Origin of the sequence: Collimonas pratensis, assembly GCF_001584185.1 — a bacterium.
Classification (GTDB): domain Bacteria; phylum Pseudomonadota; class Gammaproteobacteria; order Burkholderiales; family Burkholderiaceae_D; genus Collimonas; species Collimonas pratensis.
Window position 1 is genome coordinate 2,321,119 of sequence record NZ_CP013234.1, and the last position, 21,789, is coordinate 2,342,907.

General features: G+C 57.1%; 18 protein-coding genes and 1 tRNA gene. 13 read left to right on the top strand and 6 right to left on the bottom strand.

The window, feature by feature from the left end; all coding sequences use genetic code 11:
- The first annotated feature begins 45 nt into the window (after positions 1-45).
- From CPter91_RS10540 to CPter91_RS10550, 3 genes are all read left to right on the top strand, one after another.
- Positions 46-1,206, top strand: a complete 1,161-nt coding sequence (locus CPter91_RS10540) for a hypothetical protein (RefSeq protein WP_061939975.1) — start codon at positions 46-48, stop codon at positions 1,204-1,206.
- Between the two features lie 49 nt (positions 1,207-1,255).
- Positions 1,256-1,864: a hypothetical protein gene (locus tag CPter91_RS10545; protein WP_061939977.1), complete on the top strand. Its 609-nt coding sequence runs from the start codon at positions 1,256-1,258 to the stop codon at positions 1,862-1,864.
- A gap of 80 nt (positions 1,865-1,944) precedes the next feature.
- Positions 1,945-2,223, top strand: coding sequence for a PAAR domain-containing protein (locus tag CPter91_RS10550; RefSeq protein ID WP_061939979.1), 279 nt, complete (start codon positions 1,945-1,947; stop codon positions 2,221-2,223).
- 197 nt (positions 2,224-2,420) lie between these two features.
- Here CPter91_RS10550 and CPter91_RS10555 read toward each other — a convergent pair.
- Positions 2,421-2,497 (bottom strand) — tRNA-Pro (locus tag CPter91_RS10555).
- Positions 2,498-2,665: 168 nt separating this feature from the next.
- Here CPter91_RS10555 and CPter91_RS10560 point away from each other — a divergent pair.
- Together CPter91_RS10560 and CPter91_RS10565 are read left to right on the top strand one after the other, a co-directional pair.
- Positions 2,666-3,787, top strand: coding sequence for a M14 family metallopeptidase (locus tag CPter91_RS10560; protein WP_061939981.1), 1,122 nt, complete (start codon positions 2,666-2,668; stop codon positions 3,785-3,787).
- 81 nt (positions 3,788-3,868) lie between these two features.
- Positions 3,869-4,597, top strand: a complete 729-nt coding sequence (locus tag CPter91_RS10565) for a class I SAM-dependent methyltransferase (RefSeq protein ID WP_061939983.1) — start codon at positions 3,869-3,871, stop codon at positions 4,595-4,597.
- 170 nt (positions 4,598-4,767) lie between these two features.
- Here CPter91_RS10565 and CPter91_RS10570 read toward each other — a convergent pair whose 3' ends face one another.
- The 5 genes from CPter91_RS10570 to CPter91_RS10590 form a co-directional block, all read right to left on the bottom strand.
- The gene (locus CPter91_RS10570) at positions 4,768-6,048 is read right to left on the bottom strand and encodes a DUF2863 family protein (RefSeq protein WP_236906004.1); all 1,281 of its coding nucleotides are present in this window, start codon (positions 6,046-6,048) and stop codon (positions 4,768-4,770) included.
- 355 nt (positions 6,049-6,403) lie between these two features.
- Complete coding sequence (gene acnA, locus CPter91_RS10575; RefSeq protein WP_061939987.1) at positions 6,404-9,127, bottom strand: aconitate hydratase AcnA; 2,724 nt, start codon at positions 9,125-9,127, stop codon at positions 6,404-6,406.
- A 25-nt stretch (positions 9,128-9,152) separates the two neighbouring features.
- Positions 9,153-9,650 (bottom strand): hypothetical protein, encoded by a 498-nt coding sequence (locus tag CPter91_RS10580; protein WP_061939989.1) that lies wholly within the window; start codon positions 9,648-9,650, stop codon positions 9,153-9,155.
- Positions 9,651-9,706: 56 nt separating this feature from the next.
- Positions 9,707-10,684, bottom strand: a complete 978-nt coding sequence (locus tag CPter91_RS10585; protein WP_061939991.1) for an HpcH/HpaI aldolase/citrate lyase family protein — start codon at positions 10,682-10,684, stop codon at positions 9,707-9,709.
- A gap of 110 nt (positions 10,685-10,794) precedes the next feature.
- Positions 10,795-11,784, bottom strand: a complete 990-nt coding sequence (locus tag CPter91_RS10590) for a malate dehydrogenase (RefSeq protein WP_061939993.1) — start codon at positions 11,782-11,784, stop codon at positions 10,795-10,797.
- A gap of 439 nt (positions 11,785-12,223) precedes the next feature.
- Between CPter91_RS10590 and CPter91_RS10595 the strand changes: the two genes are divergently transcribed.
- From CPter91_RS10595 to CPter91_RS10630, 8 genes are all read left to right on the top strand, one after another.
- The gene (locus CPter91_RS10595) at positions 12,224-13,030 is read left to right on the top strand and encodes a GntR family transcriptional regulator (RefSeq protein ID WP_061946099.1); all 807 of its coding nucleotides are present in this window, start codon (positions 12,224-12,226) and stop codon (positions 13,028-13,030) included.
- Positions 13,031-13,212: 182 nt separating this feature from the next.
- Positions 13,213-13,623 (top strand): succinate dehydrogenase, cytochrome b556 subunit, encoded by a 411-nt coding sequence (sdhC, locus tag CPter91_RS10600; RefSeq protein ID WP_061939995.1) that lies wholly within the window; start codon positions 13,213-13,215, stop codon positions 13,621-13,623.
- Positions 13,623-13,988 (top strand): succinate dehydrogenase, hydrophobic membrane anchor protein, encoded by a 366-nt coding sequence (gene sdhD, locus CPter91_RS10605; RefSeq protein ID WP_061939997.1) that lies wholly within the window; start codon positions 13,623-13,625, stop codon positions 13,986-13,988. The genes sdhC and sdhD overlap by 1 nt, the downstream gene beginning before the upstream one ends.
- Before the next feature lie 2 nt (positions 13,989-13,990).
- A complete protein-coding gene (gene sdhA, locus CPter91_RS10610; protein ID WP_061946101.1) occupies positions 13,991-15,769 on the top strand; it encodes a succinate dehydrogenase flavoprotein subunit in 1,779 nt (592 codons plus the stop codon).
- Positions 15,770-15,900: 131 nt separating this feature from the next.
- Complete coding sequence (locus tag CPter91_RS10615; protein WP_038489897.1) at positions 15,901-16,614, top strand: succinate dehydrogenase iron-sulfur subunit; 714 nt, start codon at positions 15,901-15,903, stop codon at positions 16,612-16,614.
- 220 nt (positions 16,615-16,834) lie between these two features.
- Positions 16,835-17,104 (top strand): FAD assembly factor SdhE, encoded by a 270-nt coding sequence (locus tag CPter91_RS10620; RefSeq protein ID WP_061939999.1) that lies wholly within the window; start codon positions 16,835-16,837, stop codon positions 17,102-17,104.
- A gap of 104 nt (positions 17,105-17,208) precedes the next feature.
- Positions 17,209-18,513 (top strand): citrate synthase, encoded by a 1,305-nt coding sequence (gene gltA / locus CPter91_RS10625; protein ID WP_061940001.1) that lies wholly within the window; start codon positions 17,209-17,211, stop codon positions 18,511-18,513.
- A 347-nt stretch (positions 18,514-18,860) separates the two neighbouring features.
- A complete protein-coding gene (locus CPter91_RS10630; protein WP_061940003.1) occupies positions 18,861-21,716 on the top strand; it encodes a 2-oxoglutarate dehydrogenase E1 component in 2,856 nt (951 codons plus the stop codon).
- The last annotated feature ends 73 nt before the right edge of the window (positions 21,717-21,789 follow it).

A 21,789-nucleotide genomic window follows, 5' to 3' on the forward strand; every position in this document is an offset into this window, starting at 1 on the left:
GGCGTTTTTGCTTTTAGTCTAACCAACATAACAGGATGTGATGCCATGAGCAGCAAAAAACCAATTGGCGAATTTGGAAAAACATTTGACTATCTGCAAAATCCCGAGCTTCGTCAGAAGGAAAATGGCGACGCTCTGATAACGATAAACAATGCGTTATTTGGTAGTGCCGAATTTCATGCTTTGACATGGCGTAATATTCGTTTTGTTGATTGCGATTTTGCAAGTTCGTACGCCATTAAATTGAAAGGCAGCGAAGATCTTCAATTTGAAGGCTGTCGCTTTGCCGGTGTGCTGGGATTCGGGAAAATGACCCGGGTTCAGTTTGCCAAATGTGCGGGCGTCGGAAAGCTGAATATGATCGGCGATGCAGGTAGCACGAAAGTACGTTTTGAAGATTGTAAATTTCAAGGTGAGAACGCTGATCAAAACCATTTTGGCGCATTAGGGACTGAAGGAGAAACGGAGTTCACGCGTTGCCAGTTTAAGTACATGACTATTTATGGCGACACCAAGCTGACGATTCGAGACTGTGAGTTTGAAAATGTTGATTGCCCTATAGATGAAGCAACTGGCGGTTCCGAGGTGCTCATAGAGAATTCAAAATTGAAGGGGAATTTTGATATGCGTCCTTCTACTTTTTTGTCTCTCACGATTCGACAGACCTTTATCAATAATATTGATCTGTCCGACGCCACGGTCAAGGGTGATGTGTTGATGGAAGCGTTGGACGCTGGATACGTCAATGCCCTCTTCAGATCCGCTGCAAGTTTGACCATACGAAACAGTCAGATCAAAGGGAATGGACGCGACGTATTTCAGACTTCACCGGCTAAGATCGTACGTATAGATATTGACAATGTCACGTTTGGTAAAAGCGACGAAGGAGTGTTTGTTGGCGGAGGTTTTTCCAGCAAAAAGGAAATAGCGCGAGTTAACCAATATCTGCGCTTTCGCAACTGCACGATTCCCGTGCTGGCTTCGAACCACATCAACACGGCAAATTTGATTCTGGATACTTGCTCTATCCAGCAGGCTAACTTCAAGGAAAGCCGCATTAGCAAACTGGACATCAAGAACACCAAGATCATCGAAAAGCTCGATTTCACGAATACCCAAGTCGAAGCACAGGATTTGACAACGCTGGCTCCATCTAAAGGCCGTGTCGAAAAATTGGACGGCTCAAATGTAAAGCTGCCGGGTTAAGGCGAATGGCCGACTGGCTCCGCGTTTTTTTTTAGATTGGAATAATACGATGATGGAGACGAGTGAGGCCCATGCCAATTGGCTGAGTCTATTGCCAATTATATTATTGCTAGGCGTGCTTGCATTGCTTGTATGGATCGTCAGTATCGCCAGGTCGACAAAAAGGCAGGAGTCGGATAATTCAAAGCCCGGCCCACGTGTGTGGATCTGGATATTGCTTGGAATCGGGTTATCGTTGCTGGCGAGTATCGCCGTGGTGGTGCTCACCATCCTATTTGGCCGTTCTGCGAATTCGGCGGCGATTGCGCCATTCGTCCCATCGTTGTTTGCCTTGTCGTTCATCGGGTGGCGCCGCATGACAAGGATGGCGCCTGAGAGCGCGGACCCGGCTGTTTCGGCGTCTCGCCCGAATATATTGATCTGGTTGCTGATAATAGTTGGCCTAAGCCTGTTTCTATGGCTGGCGTCGATGAGTTTCCTCTATGTCTTTTATCTCATTCCGCCTGCGCTGATACTCCTGGCATGGTATTGCGCCAAGCGGCAGTGGCGGGAGGATGCTTACCTGGCGGTGGGCAGCGTCATTGCTTTTCCGGCAGTCGGCATCTTCCTCATGATGGCGATGAACGTGCTGAGCATGTATTCCGGTTCGTACAGATGAGCTCTGCCTTGCAAGCAAAAGAAAATGTCGTCGGCGTTTGTTTGCAATTGTTTGAATGAATTATTTTTTCAGGACTGATCATGGCTTTAAAAATCATTGTCGTGGGCGATACAACCAGTCACGGAGGACATGTGATCAGCGGTTCTCCCAATCATAACGTGCTGGATAAGCCGATTGCGCGCTTGGGGGACCTGGTGGATTGCCCACTGTCTTATCCGGGCGGCAAGCCGCACGGCGTCAACAAGATTATCGAGGGGCATTCCACGTTCATTCTTGATGGGATTCCTGTGGCGCTGGAAGGCCACAAAACCGAATGTGGCTGCAGCCTCATCGGAAGCATAGGCGCCACCGTAGGATAGCAATAGCTACCTGCATGATCGCGGATCGAGAGGTGGCGACGGTGGATCAAATACGCCATTTATCTGCCGCACCGCATGGATATTTCGGCTCAGGCACAAACTAAACGAACATAAAAAAACAGCACTGCATATTAAACAATGTTTAATATGCAGTGCTGTTCGTTTGTACAGCTTGCGCTGTAAGTCTTTGATTCAATTGGTCGGGGCGAGAGGATTCGAACCTCCGACCCCATGCACCCCATGCATGTACGCTACCAGGCTGCGCTACGCCCCGACAAGCCTGTTATTATATCAGGCCTAGTTGCTTTGTTCCCAACGGAATGCAAAGAATCTAAAAAATTTTCCCACCGATTATCCGGCTTGCGTTGCCGCCGATCTTTGCGTCGCGATTCCATGCGATCGGCCGCCACATTTTGCCGGTGATCTTCATCCAGATAATCTTATGCCAATAAAAATTAGCCAGCAGTTTGACGCCGCCGCGATTGAAGTCGTGCGCGCGGATAGTCCTCAGCAAATCGAATTGAAAATCCGCAGCGATTCGCATGCCGATTTCACGCAGTGGTTTTATTTCCGCCTGCAGGGCGCGCGTGACGAGGATTGCACTATCCGCTTCCTGAACGCTGGCGCCACCACCTATCCCAAGGGCTGGGAAAATTACCAGGCAGTGGCCAGCTACGACCGGGAAAACTGGTTCCGCGTACCGACCAGCTTCGACGGCCAGGTCATGACCATCAGCCATACGCCGGACTACGACAGCGTCTACTACGCTTACTTCGAGCCGTATTCCTGGGAGCGTCACCTGGCGTTGCTGGGGCAGGCGGAGCAATCGCCGCTGGCGCGTGTGCTGGATATCGGCAGCACGGTCGACGGACGCGACATGAATGTGCTGGTGATCGGCAATCCTGAGGCGGCCAAGAAGGTCTGGGTCATCGCCCGTCAGCATCCGGGCGAAACCATGGCGGAGTGGTTCGTCGAGGGCATGGTCGATGCCTTGCTGGACAGCGCCAATCCGCTCGCCACCAAGGTGTTGCAGCATGCGGTGTTCTACATCGTGCCCAACATGAATCCTGACGGTTCGGTGCGTGGCAACCTGCGCACCAATGCGGCCGGCGCCAACCTGAACCGCGAGTGGATGACGCCGTCGCTGGAGCGCAGCCCGGAAGTGTTCGCGGTGAAAAACAAGATCCATGAAATCGGCTGTGACCTGTTCCTCGATGTGCATGGCGATGAAGCCTTGCCCTACATTTTCGTGGCGGGCTCGGAAATGCTGGAAGACTTCAGCCCGCAACAGGCCAAGGAACAGCAGCAGTTCATCGACGATTTCCTGCGCGCCAGCCCGGATTTCCAGACCGAATTCGGCTATGCGGCGAGCAAGTACAGCAGCGATGTGCTGACCTTGGCGTCTAAGTATATCGGCCATACCTTCAAGTGTGTTTCGCTGACGCTGGAGTTGCCGTTCAAGGACAACGCCAACCTGCCGGATGCGCAGGTGGGCTGGGACGGCGCCCGCAGTGCGCGTCTGGGCGAGGTGGTGCTGCAGCCGATCTTGCGGGCCTTTGAATAAGCATGCGGTAATCAACGGCAGCCTAGGCTGCCGTTTTTACGATGTAGCTGTAATACGTTTCAAGAAGGAATGGTTTTATCGATGACGCAAAATATCTATGACGATCCGGCCTTCTTTGAAGGCTACAGCCAGCTCGGACGTTCGGTGCAAGGAATGGCGGGCGCGGCGGAATGGCCGGCGCTGCAAGCCATGTTGCCGCCGCTGCGCGGCAAGAGGGTAGTCGATCTGGGTTGCGGCTACGGCTGGTTTTGCCGCTGGGCGGCCGAGCAGGGCGCCGCGCAGGTGATCGGCCTCGACGTTTCTGAAAAAATGCTGGAACGTGCCGTCGCCACTACGGCGAACACCGCGGTCAGTTATGCGCGCGCCGACCTGGAGCAGTTGGTGCTGGTGGAAGGTGGTTTCGACCTGGTCTACAGTTCGCTCACGCTGCATTACATCGTCAACCTGGCAGGCTTGTTCACTGCAGCCTATCGCGCGCTGGCGCCAGGCGGCAAACTGGTGTTCTCCATTGAGCATCCGATCTACATGGCGCCTACGCATCCGGGTTGGGTGTTCGATGCCCAGGGGCGCAGGACCTGGCCTATCGACAGCTATCAGATCGAAGGACCACGCAGCACCAACTGGCTGGCCGAAGGCGTGATCAAGCAGCATCGGACCATTGGTACTTTGTTGAATCTGCTGATTGCTGCTGGTTTTGGCATCAGGCATGTCGAGGAGTGGGGGCCAAGCGCGGAACAGCTCGTGGCGCGGCCCGAGCTGGCGGAAGAGCGTGATCGTCCGATGATGTTGCTGGTGGCGGCGCAGCGCTGAATTTACGCCATTTTCTTGGTATGTACTCGGTGGCCCGCTAAGTGGGGTCAGAGTGAAGTTTCTGCAAAAAGCGCGCAGAAAGTTCACTCTGACCCCACTTAGCTACATGTGTAAAACACGACAAAAACCGGGTTGGGTTTCGCCACGGTTTATGAAGTTTTAAATAATGCTTAGTGAAAATGTGCCGACCCGCTTGGCGTGTCTTCCGGCGTTTCCGGGTGCACCAGTTCGCCTTCGCGGTCCGGATAGAAGGGTGTGCCGCAGTCGTCGCAGAATTCCATGGCAAACAGATCGGTATGGCGCTGGATGTCGTCGATGCCGCATTCGCGCAGCAGGCTGAGGATCTGTTCCAGCGGGGTTTCCGGCTCTGCCGCCGCTTCTTCGCTGTCGCTTGAGCGGGTGATGATTTCTTCGTTGGCTTCTTCCGGGCCGTACAGCGGCCACACTACGCCATAGATGATTTCGTTGGTCTGGCCGAGCGAAAAGCCGATGCGGTATTCATCCACGCGGCCGCTCTCCGGCTGTTCGCTGAAACGGCCGATGCTGGCGTGCAGATCCTTGGAGGCGATGTCCAGCGTGTGCGACAAATAGTAGCTGGCAGCGCGCAGCGAAGCGGGGCGGATCTGCAGGTCGGCTTCGCGGCAGGCGGCGTAGTAAGCCTCGGGCAGCAACAGCTGGACGCCGCAGCCTGGCAGCAGGCGCGTCACATTCGGCGTCACCTGCTTGCGCCATTGTTCCAGCGCCAGTTCCTTGTCGGTGGCGATATGGCCGGCTTGGCCGCGCGCCAGTTGCCAGCGGAACAGCGGCATGCCGCTCGGCACCACCAGCGCGGCCAGCAAATAGCGGGTATCGGCCAGGTAGGGCGCGGTCTGCGGCGGGTTGGCCGGGCTGCGCACCGGGGTGGCGCTGAGCGCAGCGTGCGACAGTTGTTGCAGCAGGACGTAGGTATCGACGTGGCTGCGCGGCAGCTGGTCGATGGCGTACAGCGAAGGCACGATGCCGGTCAGCACTTCCGGCGCCAGGACATGGGCGTGCAGGTGGGCGCTGATGGCCATCATGGTGTCGGCTGGCACCGGTCCGGAAGCGATCGAAAAGCGAGTCCAGGCCAGCAGCGGCACGCCGAGCAGCAGGCAGTCGTACTGCTTGCCCTGGTATTCGATGCTGCAGGATTCGCTGCAGGCTTCGACCACATCCATCAGGGCATCGTAGGCATCGGGCTGGGTCGGGAACAGCTGCTCCAGGGCGCTGTCGATCGGCTCCTGGTGCTGGGCCTTGAAATGCTTGCCGAGCAAGGTTTCAATCTCGCGTTCCCATGCGCGCTCCTCAAGACGGCTGGAGGCTTGAATCAATGCTTGCGCCAGCTCGGCCAGGCGATGGCTGTCGGCGGAAAATTTACGGGAAGGTTTTTTTGACGGGCGGCGCATAGTGATTAAAGTAAGGGCTGACAACATAGGGTCAATGTCTTACTGCGCGACCGTAGCGGATGCTTGCATCCAATGCTCCAATGCCCGGCAACCGAGATGCTCACATATCCTTGCCGGACATGCTCCGCTGTTCTGCGCTGCCTTCTGGCCTACGACCGCTTGCTGTGAGTTTTTATGGGACTCAGAGGCAGGAAGACTGCAAGATCCTATTGTAGTGGATTTAACGGTACATGGAATAAAACTGTTTCAAGGCCATCAAGCCAACGACATTGGTTGTAGAAACGACAAACGCCGGCATTGCCGGCGTTTGTCGTTCAAGCAAATCAAGCAAATGATTGCTTGCTACTGTTGCTTGCTATTGCTTCTTACGGCTGTCTGCCGCTTATGCTGCCAGCAACTGACGCAACACGAACGGCAAGATGCCGCCGTGCTTGTAGTAATCGACTTCGATCGGTGTATCGATGCGCAGCAGGACCTTGACTTCCTTGGTTTCGCCGTTGGCGCGATGGATCACCAGGGTAGCGTCTTGCTGCGGCTTGATTTCGCCGTCGATACCCTTCAGGTCGAAAGTCTCGTTGCCGGTGATGCCCAGGGTCTGCACGCTGTCTGTGCCGATGAACTGCAGCGGCAACACGCCCATACCGACCAGGTTGGAGCGGTGGATGCGTTCGAACGAACGGGCAAACACAGCTTTCACGCCCAGCAGTTGGGTGCCCTTGGCAGCCCAGTCGCGCGACGAACCTGTACCGTATTCTTCACCGGCAAACACCATGGTTGGCACGCCGTCTTTGACATACTGCATCGCTGCGTCATAGATCGAGGTTTCTTCGCCAGTTGGCTGGAACAAGGTGATGCCGCCTTCGACACGCGAGCCGTCCGGTGTCGGCGGGATCATCAGGTTCTTGATGCGGACGTTGGCGAAGGTGCCGCGCATCATGATTTCGTGATTGCCGCGACGCGAACCGTAGGAGTTGAAGTCTGCCTTCAGCACGCCGTTGGCGATCAGCCATTTACCCGCAGGGCTGGATTCCTTGATGGAGCCGGCTGGCGAGATGTGGTCGGTAGTGATCGAATCGCCGAACACGCCCAGTGCACGGGCGCCGGTGATGCCGGTCGCCGCTGCCTTCGGCACCATGGTGAAGTCCTGGAAGAACGGTGGTTCAGCGATGTAGGTCGATTTCGGCCAGTTGTAGACTTCGCCGCCGGCGACGCCCTTGATGGCTTCCCACAGCTTGCCTGGCGCGCCCTTGACGTCCGCGTAGTTAGCCTTGAAGACCTTGGCGTTCATCGCGAACTTCATCAGCTTGGCGACTTCTTGCGAAGATGGCCAGATGTCGCCCAGGTAGATGTCCCGGGTTTTCCCATCTTTGCCCTTGCCCTTGCCGACAGGCTCGGTCATCAGGTCGCGCGTCATGTTGCCGGCGATGGCGTAGGCGACCACCAGCGGTGGCGAGGCCAGGAAGTTGGAGCGGATGTTCGGATGGATACGCGCTTCGAAGTTACGGTTACCGGACAATACTGCCGATGCCACTACGTCGTTCTTGACGATGGCATCGTTCATGGCTGGTGTCAGGTCGCCGGCATTGCCGATACAGGTGGTGCAGCCGTAGGCGGTAACGCCAAAGCCGAGTTTTTCCAGGTACGGCAGCAGGCCAGCCGCTTCCAGGTACTCGGTGACGACGCGCGAGCCAGGGGCCAGCGAGGTCTTGATGTGGGCAGGCACCTTGAGGCCGGCTTCGACCGCTTTCTTGGCCAGCAAGCCAGCCGCCAGCATGACGCTCGGGTTGGATGTGTTGGTGCAAGAAGTGATCGCCGCGATCAGGACGTCGCCGTTCTGCAGCTTGACGCCGTCAGCGTTGGTGTAAGTAGCATCCAGGTCTTCGATCTTCTTGTTGAAGCCGTTTTCTGCGATCGGCTTGCTGAACAGTTCGGCGAAGTTGGCTTTGACATGACCGATTTCGATACGGTCTTGCGGACGCTTCGGACCTGCCAGCGATGGTGCAACAGTAGCCAGATCGAGTTCGACCACGGTGGTGTAGTCGATGTCGCCGGCTTTTGGAATGCCGTACAGGTTCTGTGCCTTGAAATAGCCGGCGAAAGCGTCAATTTCCGCTTTGCTGCGGCCGGTGCCTTCGAAGTATTCGATGGTTGCATCGTCAACCGGGAAGAAGCCCATGGTGGCGCCGTATTCAGGGGCCATGTTGGCGATGGTGGCGCGGTCGGTCAGGCTCAGCGAGGCAGTGCCTTCACCGAAGAATTCGACAAACTTGCCGACCACTTTGGCTTTACGCAGCAGTTCGGTAATGGTCAGCACCAGATCGGTGGCGGTGACGCCTTCACGCAGCTGGCCGGTCAGGTTGACGCCGACCACGTCCGGTGTCAGGAAGTAGACCGGCTGGCCCAGCATGCCGGCTTCCGCTTCGATGCCGCCGACGCCCCAGCCGACCACGCCGATGCCGTTGATCATGGTGGTGTGCGAGTCAGTACCGACCAGGGTGTCCGGATAGTAGACCGAATCCTTCTTGTGGACGCCGCGCGCCAGGTATTCCAGGTTGACCTGGTGGACGATGCCGAAGCCCGGCGGCACGACGCCGAAGGTGTCGAATGCCTGCATGCCCCATTTCATGAACTGGTAGCGCTCGTTGTTGCGCTGGAATTCCAGTTTCATGTTGAGGTCGAGCGCTTTCTTTTCACGGAAATGGTCGATCTGGATCGAGTGGTCGACCACCAGGTCAACCGGCACCAGCGGTTCAATGTTCTTGGCGTTCTTGCCCAGGCTGGCGGCGACGTTGCGCATCGCGGCCAGGTCGGCCAGCAGCGGCACGCCGGTAAAGTCTTGCAGCACTACGCGGGCCACGACGAACGGGATTTCGTCGGTGCGGGCAGCGGTTGCGCCCCAGTTCGCGAGCTGCTTGACGTGCTCTTCAGTGACTTTCTTGCCGTCGCAGTTGCGCAGCACGGATTCCAGCACAACGCGGATCGATACCGGCAAGCGCGAGATGTTGACGCCGAGTTTTTTTTCCAGGGCAGGCAAGGAGTAGAACTTGCCTTTCTTGGAATCGGAAATCTTGAATTCCTTGAGTGTGTTCAATGTGTTGCGGGACATGATATCTCCTGAAGTTACTACTAGATTACAAACTATTAGCCGGATCAGCTGCTACTGGAGCCGGCATCTCTTCCTGTGCCGGCGACTTGCATTCGTTCGCCAGCTGATGTCCTGATTTCGAATCGAGCAAGATGCCCTTGGCCGGGATGCCGATCCAGAGCAGGCCGTATTTACGGTTTTCAAAGCGGTTGGCGCCGGTGGTGGTCGGCACGCGGCTCAGGCGGTGCAGGGTCTTGCCCCAGCGCAGTGCGATGTGCTTTTCGTCTTCGGCGTTGGTGTAGATCGTCAGGCTGTTGCCCAGTTCGCATTTGTAGTCGACGGAAACAGCAGTCTTGACGTCTGGCGTGCCTTCGTCTTCACCATCGTCCACTTCGGCCGGCGCGGCTTTTGCCGCGGATTTCTTGGCCGCTTTCTTGGTGGATTTCTTGGTAGTGGTTTGTGCTTGCGCTTGCGGTGCTGCTACTGCCAGGCCGGCGCACAGCAAGACCAGGGTTGACAAACTCGTTGACAGAATCTTTCTCATTTCAATTGCTCCATAGTGCGTCCCGCTACCGTTCTTGAATCGGCGGCAGGCTGCGGTTATAACAAGGTGCTGGTGTTTTCAGGTAATGCGGCGCCGCTATTTTTTGCCCGCTGCAGGACGCTCCAGTAATAACGGTAACTGGCGCGGTCATGCAGCGTGCCCTCGTGTTGTATCGGTCCCCATTCTGCCTGCTGGGCTGCAAGCAGAATCTGTGCCGCGGTCGCTATCTCGGACTGCGGCGGGGTAAAAGCGTTCAGGATCGGCTGGATCTGCTGCGGATGGATGCTCCACATCCGGGTATAGCCGAATTCCGCCCTGGCGCGGCCGGCATCGGCAGCAACGCTGGCGCTATCCTTGATGTCGGTCGTGACGTTATGCGACGGCACCTTGCCGTGCGCATGGCAGGCGGCGGCGATTTCCAGCTTGGCGCGGGCCACCAGCGGATGGTTGAACTGGCCCGGCGAGCGCATCGCCGCGCTGGGAATCGCACCAAAATGGGCCGAGACGAAATCCATGATGCCGAACGATAGCGATTGCACCTGCGGCAGGGCGGCGATGGCGAAAACGTCAGCCAGGGCGCCATGGGTTTCTATCAATATGTGCAGCGGCAAATCTTCGCGGCCGGCGCGCTGGCTATGGTGTTCGATCAGGGCGATAGCGGCGCGTACTTCCGCCAGGCTCTCGGCCTTGGGCAGCATCAGGTAAGCCAGCCGGCTGGCGGCGCCGCTGTTGCCGCAGATGAGCTTGATGTCTTGTTCGAAAAAGGCGTTGCCGCTGTCGTGGACGCGGGCGCCGATGCGCGCAAAGCGGTTGTCGTCGCCGGCGACGATGCTGGCCACCAGCTTGGCATGTGCTGCTTCGTGACCGGCGCTGGCGCCGTCTTCGCAGTCCAGAGTGATGTCGAACACCGGGCCCAGTTCCTGTTGCAGGGCGATCGACTTGCGCATGAGCTTTTCAGCGCCGGCGTAATGATCGCAGACCGGTAGCGAGACCGGTTGTTGCTTGCCTAGGAATAAGACCTGGGTAGGGTGCATTGCGAAGTTTTTTTAAAAATTGCAGAACAAACGAAATCAGGGAAAAGCAAATCAGGTCAAGCGCTGCATGGCAATGGCTGTGTCGCCATGCAGCTGCTTTCTGGCGGTGTTTAGCCTACCAGGTGTTTCACGCCGTCACGCTCTTCTTGCAGTTCTTTCAGCGTGAGGTTGATGCGTTCTTGCGAGAAGGCGTCGATTTCCAGGCCCTGGACGATTTTGTATTCGCCGTTTTCGGTAGTGACAGGGAAGCCGAACATGGTGCCTTCAGGGATGCCGTAGGAGCCATCCGATGGCACGCCCATGGTGGTCCACTTGCCGTTGGTGCCCAGTACCCAGTCGCGCACGTGGTCGATGGCGGCGTTGGCTGCCGACGCTGCCGACGACAGGCCGCGTGCTTCGATGATGGCGGCGCCGCGCTTGCCGACTGTCGGCAGGAATACATCCTTGTTCCAGACCTGGTCGTTGATCAGGTCCTTGACCGATGCGCCGTCGGCTGTCGCGTAGCGATAGTCGGCGTACATGGTTGGCGAGTGGTTGCCCCACACGCACAGTTTTTCGATGGCGGACACCGGCTTGCCGATCTTGGCCGCGACTTGCGACAGGGCGCGGTTATGGTCCAGACGCAGCATCGCGGTGAAGTTCTTGGCTGGCAGGCTAGGCGCCGATTTCATGGCGATGTAAGCATTGGTGTTGGCAGGGTTGCCGACCACCAGTACCTTGACATTGCGCGAAGCAACGGCGTCCAGCGCCTTGCCTTGCACCGTGAAGATTTGCGCATTGGCTTCCAGCAGGTCTTTGCGTTCCATGCCTGGGCCGCGTGGGCGGGCGCCGACCAGCAGGGCGATGTCGGCATCCTTGAATGCGGTCATCGGATCGCTGTGGGCAGTAATGCCGGCCAGCAGCGGGAAGGCGCAATCGTCGACTTCCATGATCACGCCCTTCAACGCTTTTTGTGCTTTTTCGTCAGGGATTTCCAGCAATTGCAGAATGACCGGTTGGTCTTTGCCGAGCAGGTCGCCGTTGGCGATGCGGAACAACAGTGAGTAACCGATTTGACCAGCGGCGCCGGTAACGGCAACACGCAGAGGGGACTTAGCCATGTTGAATCTCCAGAGAGGTGATAAAAATATTTGCGGGACAGCTCCGCTCGGATACGTTCAAGGGCCTGCAGAGCATGGCGTATTGCGCTTCCGTACGGTCTTGTCCCATTACAAAAGTCCCGGCTAGATAAAAAGCGGTGACTCTATATGCAACCTCTAATGATACCGGCGAAAAGCGCAGCCGTCAGTTTGTTTCGCGCCGACCCTGCGGCCGCAAATTGCAGCCTGCAAAACGGCTTGCAACTTCGGCGTGGTCCTCAGCGTGATCGGCCAGGAAAGCCGGCTTGCGTGCGACACGGATCATCAGATAGTCCTGCTGCCCGCGAGTTTAGGCTTGGCAACATGGTATGTCAATCAATATCTTATGTCTTATATAAGACATATCATTGCGCATTTTTTGCTGGACGACAATGGGGGTTTCATGGTGAAATCCGGGGTTATGAGCTCCATCCCGTCCAATCCGAGTAGTGATCCTGCCAGCCCGAGCGCAGCAGCCCCGGGAGCGTCGCCGACAGCTCCAGCGGCAAGCTCCCCGACCTTCAGTCCGCTCTACCAGCAAATCAAGGCGCTGATCATGCAGCGCCTGCAGTCCGGCGAATGGAAATCCGGCGAATTGATCCCTAGCGAGGTCGAACTCGGCAACCGTTTCAAGGTCAGTCAGGGCACCGTGCGCAAGGCGATCGACGAGCTGGCGGCAGAGAACCTGTTGGTGCGCCGGCAGGGCAAGGGCACTTTCGTCGCCACCCATCACGAAGCCCGTTCCCAGTTCCGTTTTCTGCGCTTGATGCCGGACAGCGACGAACCCCAGGTTACCGATAAAAGAGTCATAGAGCTGAAGCGCTTGCGCGCGCCGGCGGATATCGCACGCCAGCTGGGCATGAAGTCGGGCGATTCGGTGGTGTATGTGAAGCGCGTGCTGGCGTTCGACGGCGTACCGACGATACTGGAGGAGCTGTGGTTGCCGGGTGCTTTGTTCAAGGCTTTGACGCTGGAGCGTCTTGCTGAGTACAAGGGGCCAATGTACGGCCTGTTTGAAACCGAATTCGGCACGCGCATGATACGTGCCACCGAACAGATCCGCGCCGCCAGCGCCGATGCCGATGCGGCCGAATTGCTGGCGGTGGAGAAATCATCGCCTTTGCTGTGCGTCGAGCGCGTGTCTTTCACTTACGGCGACAAGCCGGTGGAAGTGCGGCGCGGCTTGTATGTCACCAACCGTCATCATTATCAGAACGAATTGAGCTGACGGCTTGGGTGGAATTGACGGTCGCGTGTGAGCGCGGACTAGTGGTGGCAAAATGGCAAAGTTCGAGAGGCGCCGACGATTATTCGCAATAACGAATAATAACTATTGGTGTGCTGCACAAAATCGGCGAAAATTGCGGGATTGCGCTTGCAGTAAATTTTTAAACTGAGGAGAACCCTGTTATGTCTGAAGCCGCGAAACCCAATCGGCCACAGTTTCGTAATATAAACATTACTCAAATTGTCGGTTACCGCTTGCCGCTGGCGGGCATTATTTCGATTTTGCATCGTATTAGTGGCTTGTTGATGTTTTTGCTCTTGCCTTTCATCTTGTTCATGCTGGATAAAAGCCTGGTGTCGGAAAGCTCTTTCGACTATTTCAAAGGCTTTACGTCGGGCTGGTTCGTCAAGCTTGTCATCCTGGCCCTGTCCTGGGCATATCTGCACCACTTCTGCGCCGGCATCCGCCACCTTGTCATGGATAACCATATCGGCCTGAGCAAGGAAAGCGCGCGCAAATCGGCTGCAAGCGTCCTCATCATCAGCTTGCCGCTGGCGCTGATCGTTGCATTGAAACTGTTCGGAGCATTCTAATGGCAGATAATAATATTGGCGGCAAGCGCCTGGTCGTCGGCGCCCATTACGGCCTGCGCGACTGGCTGGCGCAGCGTGCGACAGCGATCGTGATGGCGGTCTATACCGTGATTTTGCTGGTGTGCTTCCTCAGCGCCAGCGACTTCAGCTATAACGGCTGGTCAGGCCTGTTTTCTCACCAGTGGTTCAAGCTGGCTACCTTCGTAGCGCTGATGGCACTGTTTTTTCATGCATGGATCGGCGTGCGTGATATCTGGATGGATTATGTCAAGCCGGTTGCTCTGCGCCTGGTCTTGCAAGTTGCCACAATCCTGTGGTTGGTCGGTTGTGCCGGATGGGCGGCGCAGATTTTGTGGAGAGTGTAATCGTGTCAGCAATCAAGTCCACAATTCCTACACGCCGCTTTGATGCGGTTATCGTTGGCGCCGGCGGATCCGGCATGCGCGCTTCGCTGCAGTTGGCGGAAGCTGGTTTGAACGTTGCCGTGCTGTCGAAGGTGTTTCCTACCCGTTCACACACAGTGGCGGCGCAGGGCGGCATCGGCGCCTCGCTCGGCAACATGTCCGAGGACAGCTGGTACTGGCACATGTTCGACACCGTCAAGGGCTCGGATTACCTGGGCGACCAGGACGCGATCGAATTCATGTGTCGCGAAGCGCCTAAGGCCGTGTATGAGCTGGAACACTTCGGCATGCCGTTCGACCGTAACGCCGACGGCACCATTTACCAGCGTCCGTTCGGCGGCCACTCGGCCAATTTCGGCGAAAAACCGGTAGCGCGCGCCTGCGCCGCTGCCGACCGTACCGGCCATGCGTTGCTGCACACGCTGTACCAGCGCAATGTGCGCGCCAAGACCCACTTCTTCGTTGAGTGGATGGCGATCGACCTGGTGCGCGATGCCGAAGGCGATGTCATCGGCGTGGTGGCTCTCGAAATGGAAACCGGCGATGTCATGATTCTGGAAGCCAAGACCACGGTCATGGCGACCGGCGGTGCAGGGCGCATCTGGGCCGCTTCCACCAATGCCTTCATCAATACCGGCGACGGCATGGGCATGGCGGCGCGCGCAGGTTTGCCGCTGGAAGACATGGAATTCTGGCAGTTCCACCCGACCGGCGTGGCCGGTGCGGGCGTGCTGATCACTGAAGGCGTGCGCGGCGAAGGCGGCATCCTGATCAACGCCAACGGCGAACGTTTCATGGAGCGCTACGCGCCTACCTTGAAGGATCTGGCGCCGCGCGACTTCGTCTCGCGTTCGATGGACCAGGAAATCAAGGAAGGCCGCGGCTGCGGTCCGCACAAGGATCACGTGATGCTGGATCTGCGCCACATCGGCGCCGAAACCATCATGAAGCGTCTGCCTTCGATTCTGGAAATCGGCCACAAGTTCGCCAACGTTGACGCTCTGAAAGAGCCGATCCCGGTCGTGCCGACCATCCATTATCAAATGGGCGGTATTCCTACCAACGTCTACGGCCAAGTTGTGGTGCCGAAGAACGGTATCCCGAACGCAGTGGTCAACGGCTTGTACGCAATCGGCGAATGCGCCTGCGTCTCGGTGCACGGCGCCAACCGTCTGGGCACCAACTCGCTGCTGGATCTGGTGGTGTTCGGCCGCGCGGCCGGCAATCACATTGTCGACAGCAAGCTCAAGGAACGCAGCAACAAGCCGTTGCCGGCTGATGCGGCCGATGTCGCCCTGGCGCGCCTGGCCAAGCTGGAAACCAGCACCGGTTCCGAGCGTGTGCAAGACGTGGCCGGCGATATCCGCAAGACCATGCAGCACTATTGCGGCGTGTTCCGTACCGACGAGCTGCTGCAGCAAGGCTACAAGGAAATCATGGTGCTGGACGAGCGGCGCAAGCATGTATCGTTCAAGGACAAGTCCAAGGTCTTCAACACCGCGCGTGTCGAAGCCCTGGAACTGGACAACCTGATCGAAACCGCCAAGGCCACCATTACTTCGGCGGCAGCCCGTAAGGAATCGCGCGGCGCCCACGCGCATCGCGATTATGAAAAGCGTGATGACGAAAACTGGATGAAGCACACCTTGTGGTACTCCGAAGGTAATCGTCTCGACTACAAGCCTGTTATAACTAAGCCGCTGACAGTCGATACGTTCAAGCCAAAGCCACGTACATTCTAATTTTTCTTATTAATTGCGGGACAGAGTCGCCCGGATAGGGTTTAAGAGCCACCGCAGCGTGGCGAATTACACGATCTGTGCGACTCTGTCCTCAACTGATCAGATAAAACGCCAAAACAAGAGGTATAGCCATGTCATCACGTACTTTGAAATTTAAAATCTACCGCTACGATCCCGATAAGGACGCCAAGCCTTACATGCAGGACCTGACGGTGGAGCTGCTGCCAACCGACAAGATGCTGCTGGATGCCCTGCAACGCATCAAGGCCGACGTCGACGATTCGCTGGCCCTGCGCCGGTCCTGCCGCGAAGGCGTGTGCGGTTCCGACGCCATGAACATCAACGGCAAGAACGGCCTGGCCTGCACCACCAACCTGAACGAGCTGAGCGAGCCGATCATCTTGAAGCCGTTGCCGGGCTTGCCGGTGATCCGCGACCTGATCGTCGACATGACGCAGTTCTTCAAGCAGTACGAGTCGATCAAGCCGTTCCTGATCAACGACAACATCCCGCCGGAAAAAGAGCGCCTGCAATCGCCTGAGCAGCGCGAAGAGCTGGATGGCTTGTACGAGTGCATCCTGTGCGCCTGCTGCTCGACATCCTGCCCGTCGTTCTGGTGGAATCCGGACAAGTTCGTCGGCCCGGCCGGCCTGCTGCAAGCCTATCGCTTTATCGCCGACAGCCGCGACGAAGCTACCGGCGCGCGCCTGGACAACCTGGAAGATCCGTATCGTTTGTTCCGCTGCCGTTCGATCATGAACTGCGTCGATGTCTGCCCTAAGGGTCTCAACCCGAATGCAGCGATCGGCAAGATCAAAGAACTGATGGTGCGTCGCGCGGTATAAAAGGTAACCCTAATACCCTACTGCGCGACTCAATCTCTGGTCTGTGATGCTCGCTGTACTGAAGTACAGCTCCGCTTCTCGACCAGACCTTGAGCCGCTCGCTACGGGTCTTAGGGCTACCGATACGCCGGAGAAGGGCAGAAGTCTTTATTCTGTCCTGCTTTTAGAACTGATCGTCGACAGCGGCGAACAGCGATTTCAAATAGAATAAGTGCTTGCCATGACTATCACCCATCAAGCCGACCCAGCCAAGCGCGCACGATTGCGCTGGCGTGCCAGACGTGGTCTGCTTGAAAACGATTTGATCCTGACCCGTTACCTGGATGCAAACGAAGCCAGCATGACGGATGACGACGTCGACGCTTTTACGCGCCTGATGGAATTGTCGGACAATGAACTAATGGATTTGCTACTGGTCCGTAAAGAACCGGACGGCTTGCTCGATTTGCCGCAAGTGCATGCCCTGTTAGCCAGAATACGCACTGCTTAAGCTTGTCTTCAATGGCGGCGAGCGCCGCCAGAAATCTTGGACAGCTTGCAAACACGTCTTTTGTTTTTTTGATTTAGAGTCACCTTTTGATTGAGGGAAGAGCCATGACCACCGCTGATACAAAAGCCACGCTATCGTTTTCCGATGGCAGCCCATCCGTAGAATTTCCTATTTACAAGGGCACCGTCGGCCCCGAAGTCATCGATATCCGCAAGCTGTACGGCGCCACCGGCAAATTCACTTACGACCCGGGTTTCATGTCGACAGCAGCATGCAATTCGTCGATCACCTACATCGACGGCGACAAGGGCGAGCTGCAGTACCGCGGTTACCCGATCGAACAGCTGGCAGTCAATTGCGACTTCCTGGAAACCTGCTACCTGCTGCTGAACGGCGAACTGCCGACCGCGGCCGAAAAGACCAAGTTCGACGCCACCGTGACCCAGCACACCATGGTGCACGAGCAGATGCAATTCTTCTTCCGTGGTTTCCGCCGCGATGCGCATCCGATGGCCGTGCTGGTCGGCACCGTCGGCGCCTTGTCGTCGTTCTACCATGACTCGCTGGACATCACCGATCCGCGCCACCGCGAAGTGTCGGCCATCCGCCTGATCGCCAAGCTGCCGACCCTGGTCGCCATGGCCTACAAGTACAACGTCGGCCAGCCTTTCGTCTATCCGCGCAACGAATTGTCGTACAGCGCCAACTTCATGCACATGATGTTCTCGACCCCGTGCGAAGAGTACAAAGTCAACGACGTGCTGGTGCGCGCACTGGATCGTATCCTGACCCTGCACGCCGACCACGAGCAGAATGCATCGACTTCAACTGTGCGCCTGGCTGGTTCCAGCGGCGCCAATCCGTTCGCCTGTATCGCTGCCGGCATCGCCTGCCTGTGGGGCCCTGCCCACGGCGGCGCCAACGAAGCAGCGCTCAACATGCTGAAGGAAATCGGCACGGTCGATAAGATCCCTGAGTTCATCGCCCAGGTGAAGGACAAGAACTCCGGCGTCAAGCTGATGGGCTTCGGTCACCGCGTCTACAAGAACTTCGACCCGCGCGCCAAGCTGATGCGTGAAACCTGCTACGAAGTGCTGAACGAACTGGGCCTGCATGACGACCCATTGTTCAAGCTGGCGATGGCGTTGGAAAAAGTGGCGCTGGAAGACGAATACTTCGTTTCCCGCAAGCTCTATCCGAACGTCGACTTCTACTCCGGCATCGTGCAATCGGCGCTGGGCATCCCGACCTCGCTGTTCACCGGCATCTTCGCCATGGCGCGCACCGTCGGCTGGATCGCCCAATGGAATGAAATGATTTCCGATCCTGAGCAAAAAATCGGCCGTCCGCGCCAGTTGTTCGTCGGTTCGCCGACCCGTGATGTACCTGCAATGGACAAACGCGGCTGATCCGGCATCGGTAGGCAGGATTTATTAACATCCTGATACAACACAAAACAGCGAATCCAAGGATTCGCTGTTTGCATTTCTGCAGGTTATGCTATGCTCTTATTCTGTGCCGTTTTTTCAAGGCATAGCGTAATGAAGTAGTAAAAACGTAGTAAAAACATGTGGTGAGCGTGTTTTGAAGGGCAGGCAAGAGAAATACCCGAATTTAGCAGTAATAGTAAGTAAAAAAAGACAGCAATAGAGCCCTTCCCCACAACTTGATGTGCAATCCGCTAACCGGTCAGGCCGTGTCGCGGAAGGTTATGTTAACCCGCTAATCTCGCGAAACGCGAAGAAAGGTGAGCAAGATGATGCAACAATACCGCTCTAATTCTTATCTCTTCGGAGGTAATGCACCGTACATTGAAGAGCTGTACGAGTCCTACCTCGACAATCCCGGTTCAGTTGCCGACAACTGGCGCGCATATTTTGACGCCATGCAGCACGTGCCTGCCGTCGACGGCTCCGACAAGCCTGACGTAGGTCACGCATCCGTCATCGCCTCGTTCGCCGAGCGCGCCAAGCAAGGCCCAATCCGCACCATCTCCGCTTCAGCCGACGCTGAAATGGGCTTCAAGCGCGTTGCTGTAACGCAACTGATCGCTGCCTACCGCTATCTGGGTTCGCGCTGGGCCAACCTGGACCCGCTGCAGCGCCAGGAACGTTCCGCGCTGCCGGAACTGGAACCCAGCTTCTACGGTTTCACCGATGCCGACATGGACATCGTGTTCAACGTCAGCAACACCTATTTCGGTCCTGAAACGGCAACCCTGCGCGATCTGCTGAATGCGCTGCGCGAGACCTATTGCCGTTCGATCGGTACCGAGTACATGTACATCAGCGATCCGACCGAAAAGCGCTGGATGCAAGAGCGCCTGGAGTCGACCCGTTCGGCGCCGGTATTCACGGCAGAAAAGAAAAAACACATCCTCGACCGCCTGACCGCGGCCGAAGGCCTGGAGCGCTACCTGCATACACGCTATGTCGGCCAGAAGCGCTTCTCGCTGGAAGGCGGCGAAAGCTTCATCGTCTCCTTGGATGAAACCATCCAGCGCGCCGGTGAAAAGGGCGTGCAGGAAATCGTCATCGGCATGGCCCACCGCGGCCGCCTGAACGTGCTGGTCAACACCCTGGGCAAGATGCCGCAGGAATTGTTCGCAGAATTCGAAGGCAAGCACGCCGACGACCTGCCGGCCGGCGACGTCAAGTACCATCAAGGTTTCTCGTCCGACATCACCAGCCCTGGCGGCCCGGTGCATCTGTCGCTGGCGTTCAACCCGTCGCATCTGGAAATCGTCAACCCTGTGGTTGAAGGTTCGGTCAAGGCCCGCATGGAACGCCGCGGCGACACCGACGGTTCGCAAGTGCTGCCGATCCTGGTGCACGGCGATGCCGCATTCGCCGGTCAAGGCGTGGTCATGGAAACCCTGAACCTGGCGCAAACGCGCGGTTACGGCACAGGCGGCACAGTGCACATCGTGATCAACAACCAGATCGGTTTCACTACATCCGATCCGCGCGATTCCCGTTCTACCCTGTATTGCTCGGACGTGGTCAAGATGATCGAAGCGCCGGTGCTGCACGTCAACGGCGACGATCCTGAAGCAGTGGTGTACGCCACCCAGATCGCGCTCGACTACCGCATGGAATTCAAGAAGGATATCGTGGTCGATATCATCTGCTTCCGCAAGCTGGGCCACAACGAGCAAGATACGCCGGCGCTGACACAGCCGCTGATGTACAAGAAGATCGGCCAGCATCCAGGCACCCGCAAGCTGTACGCGGACAAGCTGGCTGCACAAGGTACCATCGCCGCTGAAGATGGCGACATCATGGTGAAGGCTTTCCGCGATGCGATGGATGCGGGTAAGCACACCATCGATCCAGTCATCACCAACTTCAAGAGCAAGTACGCGGTCGACTGGCTGCCGTTCCTGAACCGCAAATGGACCGATGCCGCCGACACTTCGGTGCCTGTGACCGAACTGAAGCGCCTGGCTGCACGCATCACTACCGTGCCGGAAAATTTCAAGGTCCACGCGCTGGTCGAAAAAGTACTGAACGACCGCGCCGCCATGGGCCGTGGCGAACTCAACCTCGACTGGGGCATGGGCGAGCACCTGGCATACGCATCGCTGGTATCGTCCGGCTACGCCATCCGCCTGACCGGCCAGGATGCCGGCCGCGGCACTTTCGTCCACCGCCACGCGGTGCTGCACGATCAGAACCGTGAGCGCTGGGATGCCGGCAGCTATATTCCGCTGCAAAACATCTCGGAACAGCAAGCGCCGTTCAAGGTCATCGATTCGGTGTTGTCGGAAGAAGCCGTGCTCGGTTTCGAATACGGTTACTCGACTGCTGAGCCAAACACGCTGACCATCTGGGAAGCCCAGTTCGGCGATTTCGCCAACGGCGCGCAAGTCGTGATCGACCAGTTCATCAGCTCCGGCGAAGTGAAGTGGGGCCGCGCTTCCGGCCTGGTGATGATGCTGCCGCACGGTTACGAAGGCCAGGGTCCGGAGCACTCGTCGGCACGCCTGGAACGTTACCTGCAGCTGTGCGCAGACAACAACATGCAAGTGGTGCAGCCGACGACTGCAGCGCAGATTTTCCATCTGCTGCGCCGCCAGATGATCCGCCTGTTCCGCAAGCCGCTGGTGATCATGACGCCGAAGTCGCTGTTGCGTAACAAGGACGCCGGTTCGCCATTGTCCGATTTCACCAAGGGCAGCTTCCAGACCGTCATCGGCGAAGTCGACGACAAGATCGATCCTAAGAAGGTCAAGCGCGTCATCGCTTGCTCGGGCAAGGTTTACTACGATCTGGTCAATGCACGTAAAGAGCGCGGTCAGACGGATGTCGCAATTATCCGTCTGGAACAACTGTATCCATTCCCGCACAAGGCATTCGCTGCCGAGTTGAAGCAGTTCCCTAACTTCAACGAACTGGTATGGACTCAGGACGAGCCGCAGAATCAAGGCGCATGGCTGCAGATTCAGCACAACATTTTTGAAAACCTGGAAGATGGCCAGAAGCTTGCCTACGCAGGCCGTCCAGCCAGCGCATCGCCAGCTGTCGGTTACTACGACAAGCACTATGCGCAGCAAAAAGCATTGCTGGACACGGCATTTTCCAAGCTCAAAGGCTTTGTTCTGACGAAATAATCGGCGTCTTGTCTAATTAGTTGGGGACAGAGTAATTCGCCGCGCTACGGCGGCTCTTAAACTCTGTCCCACA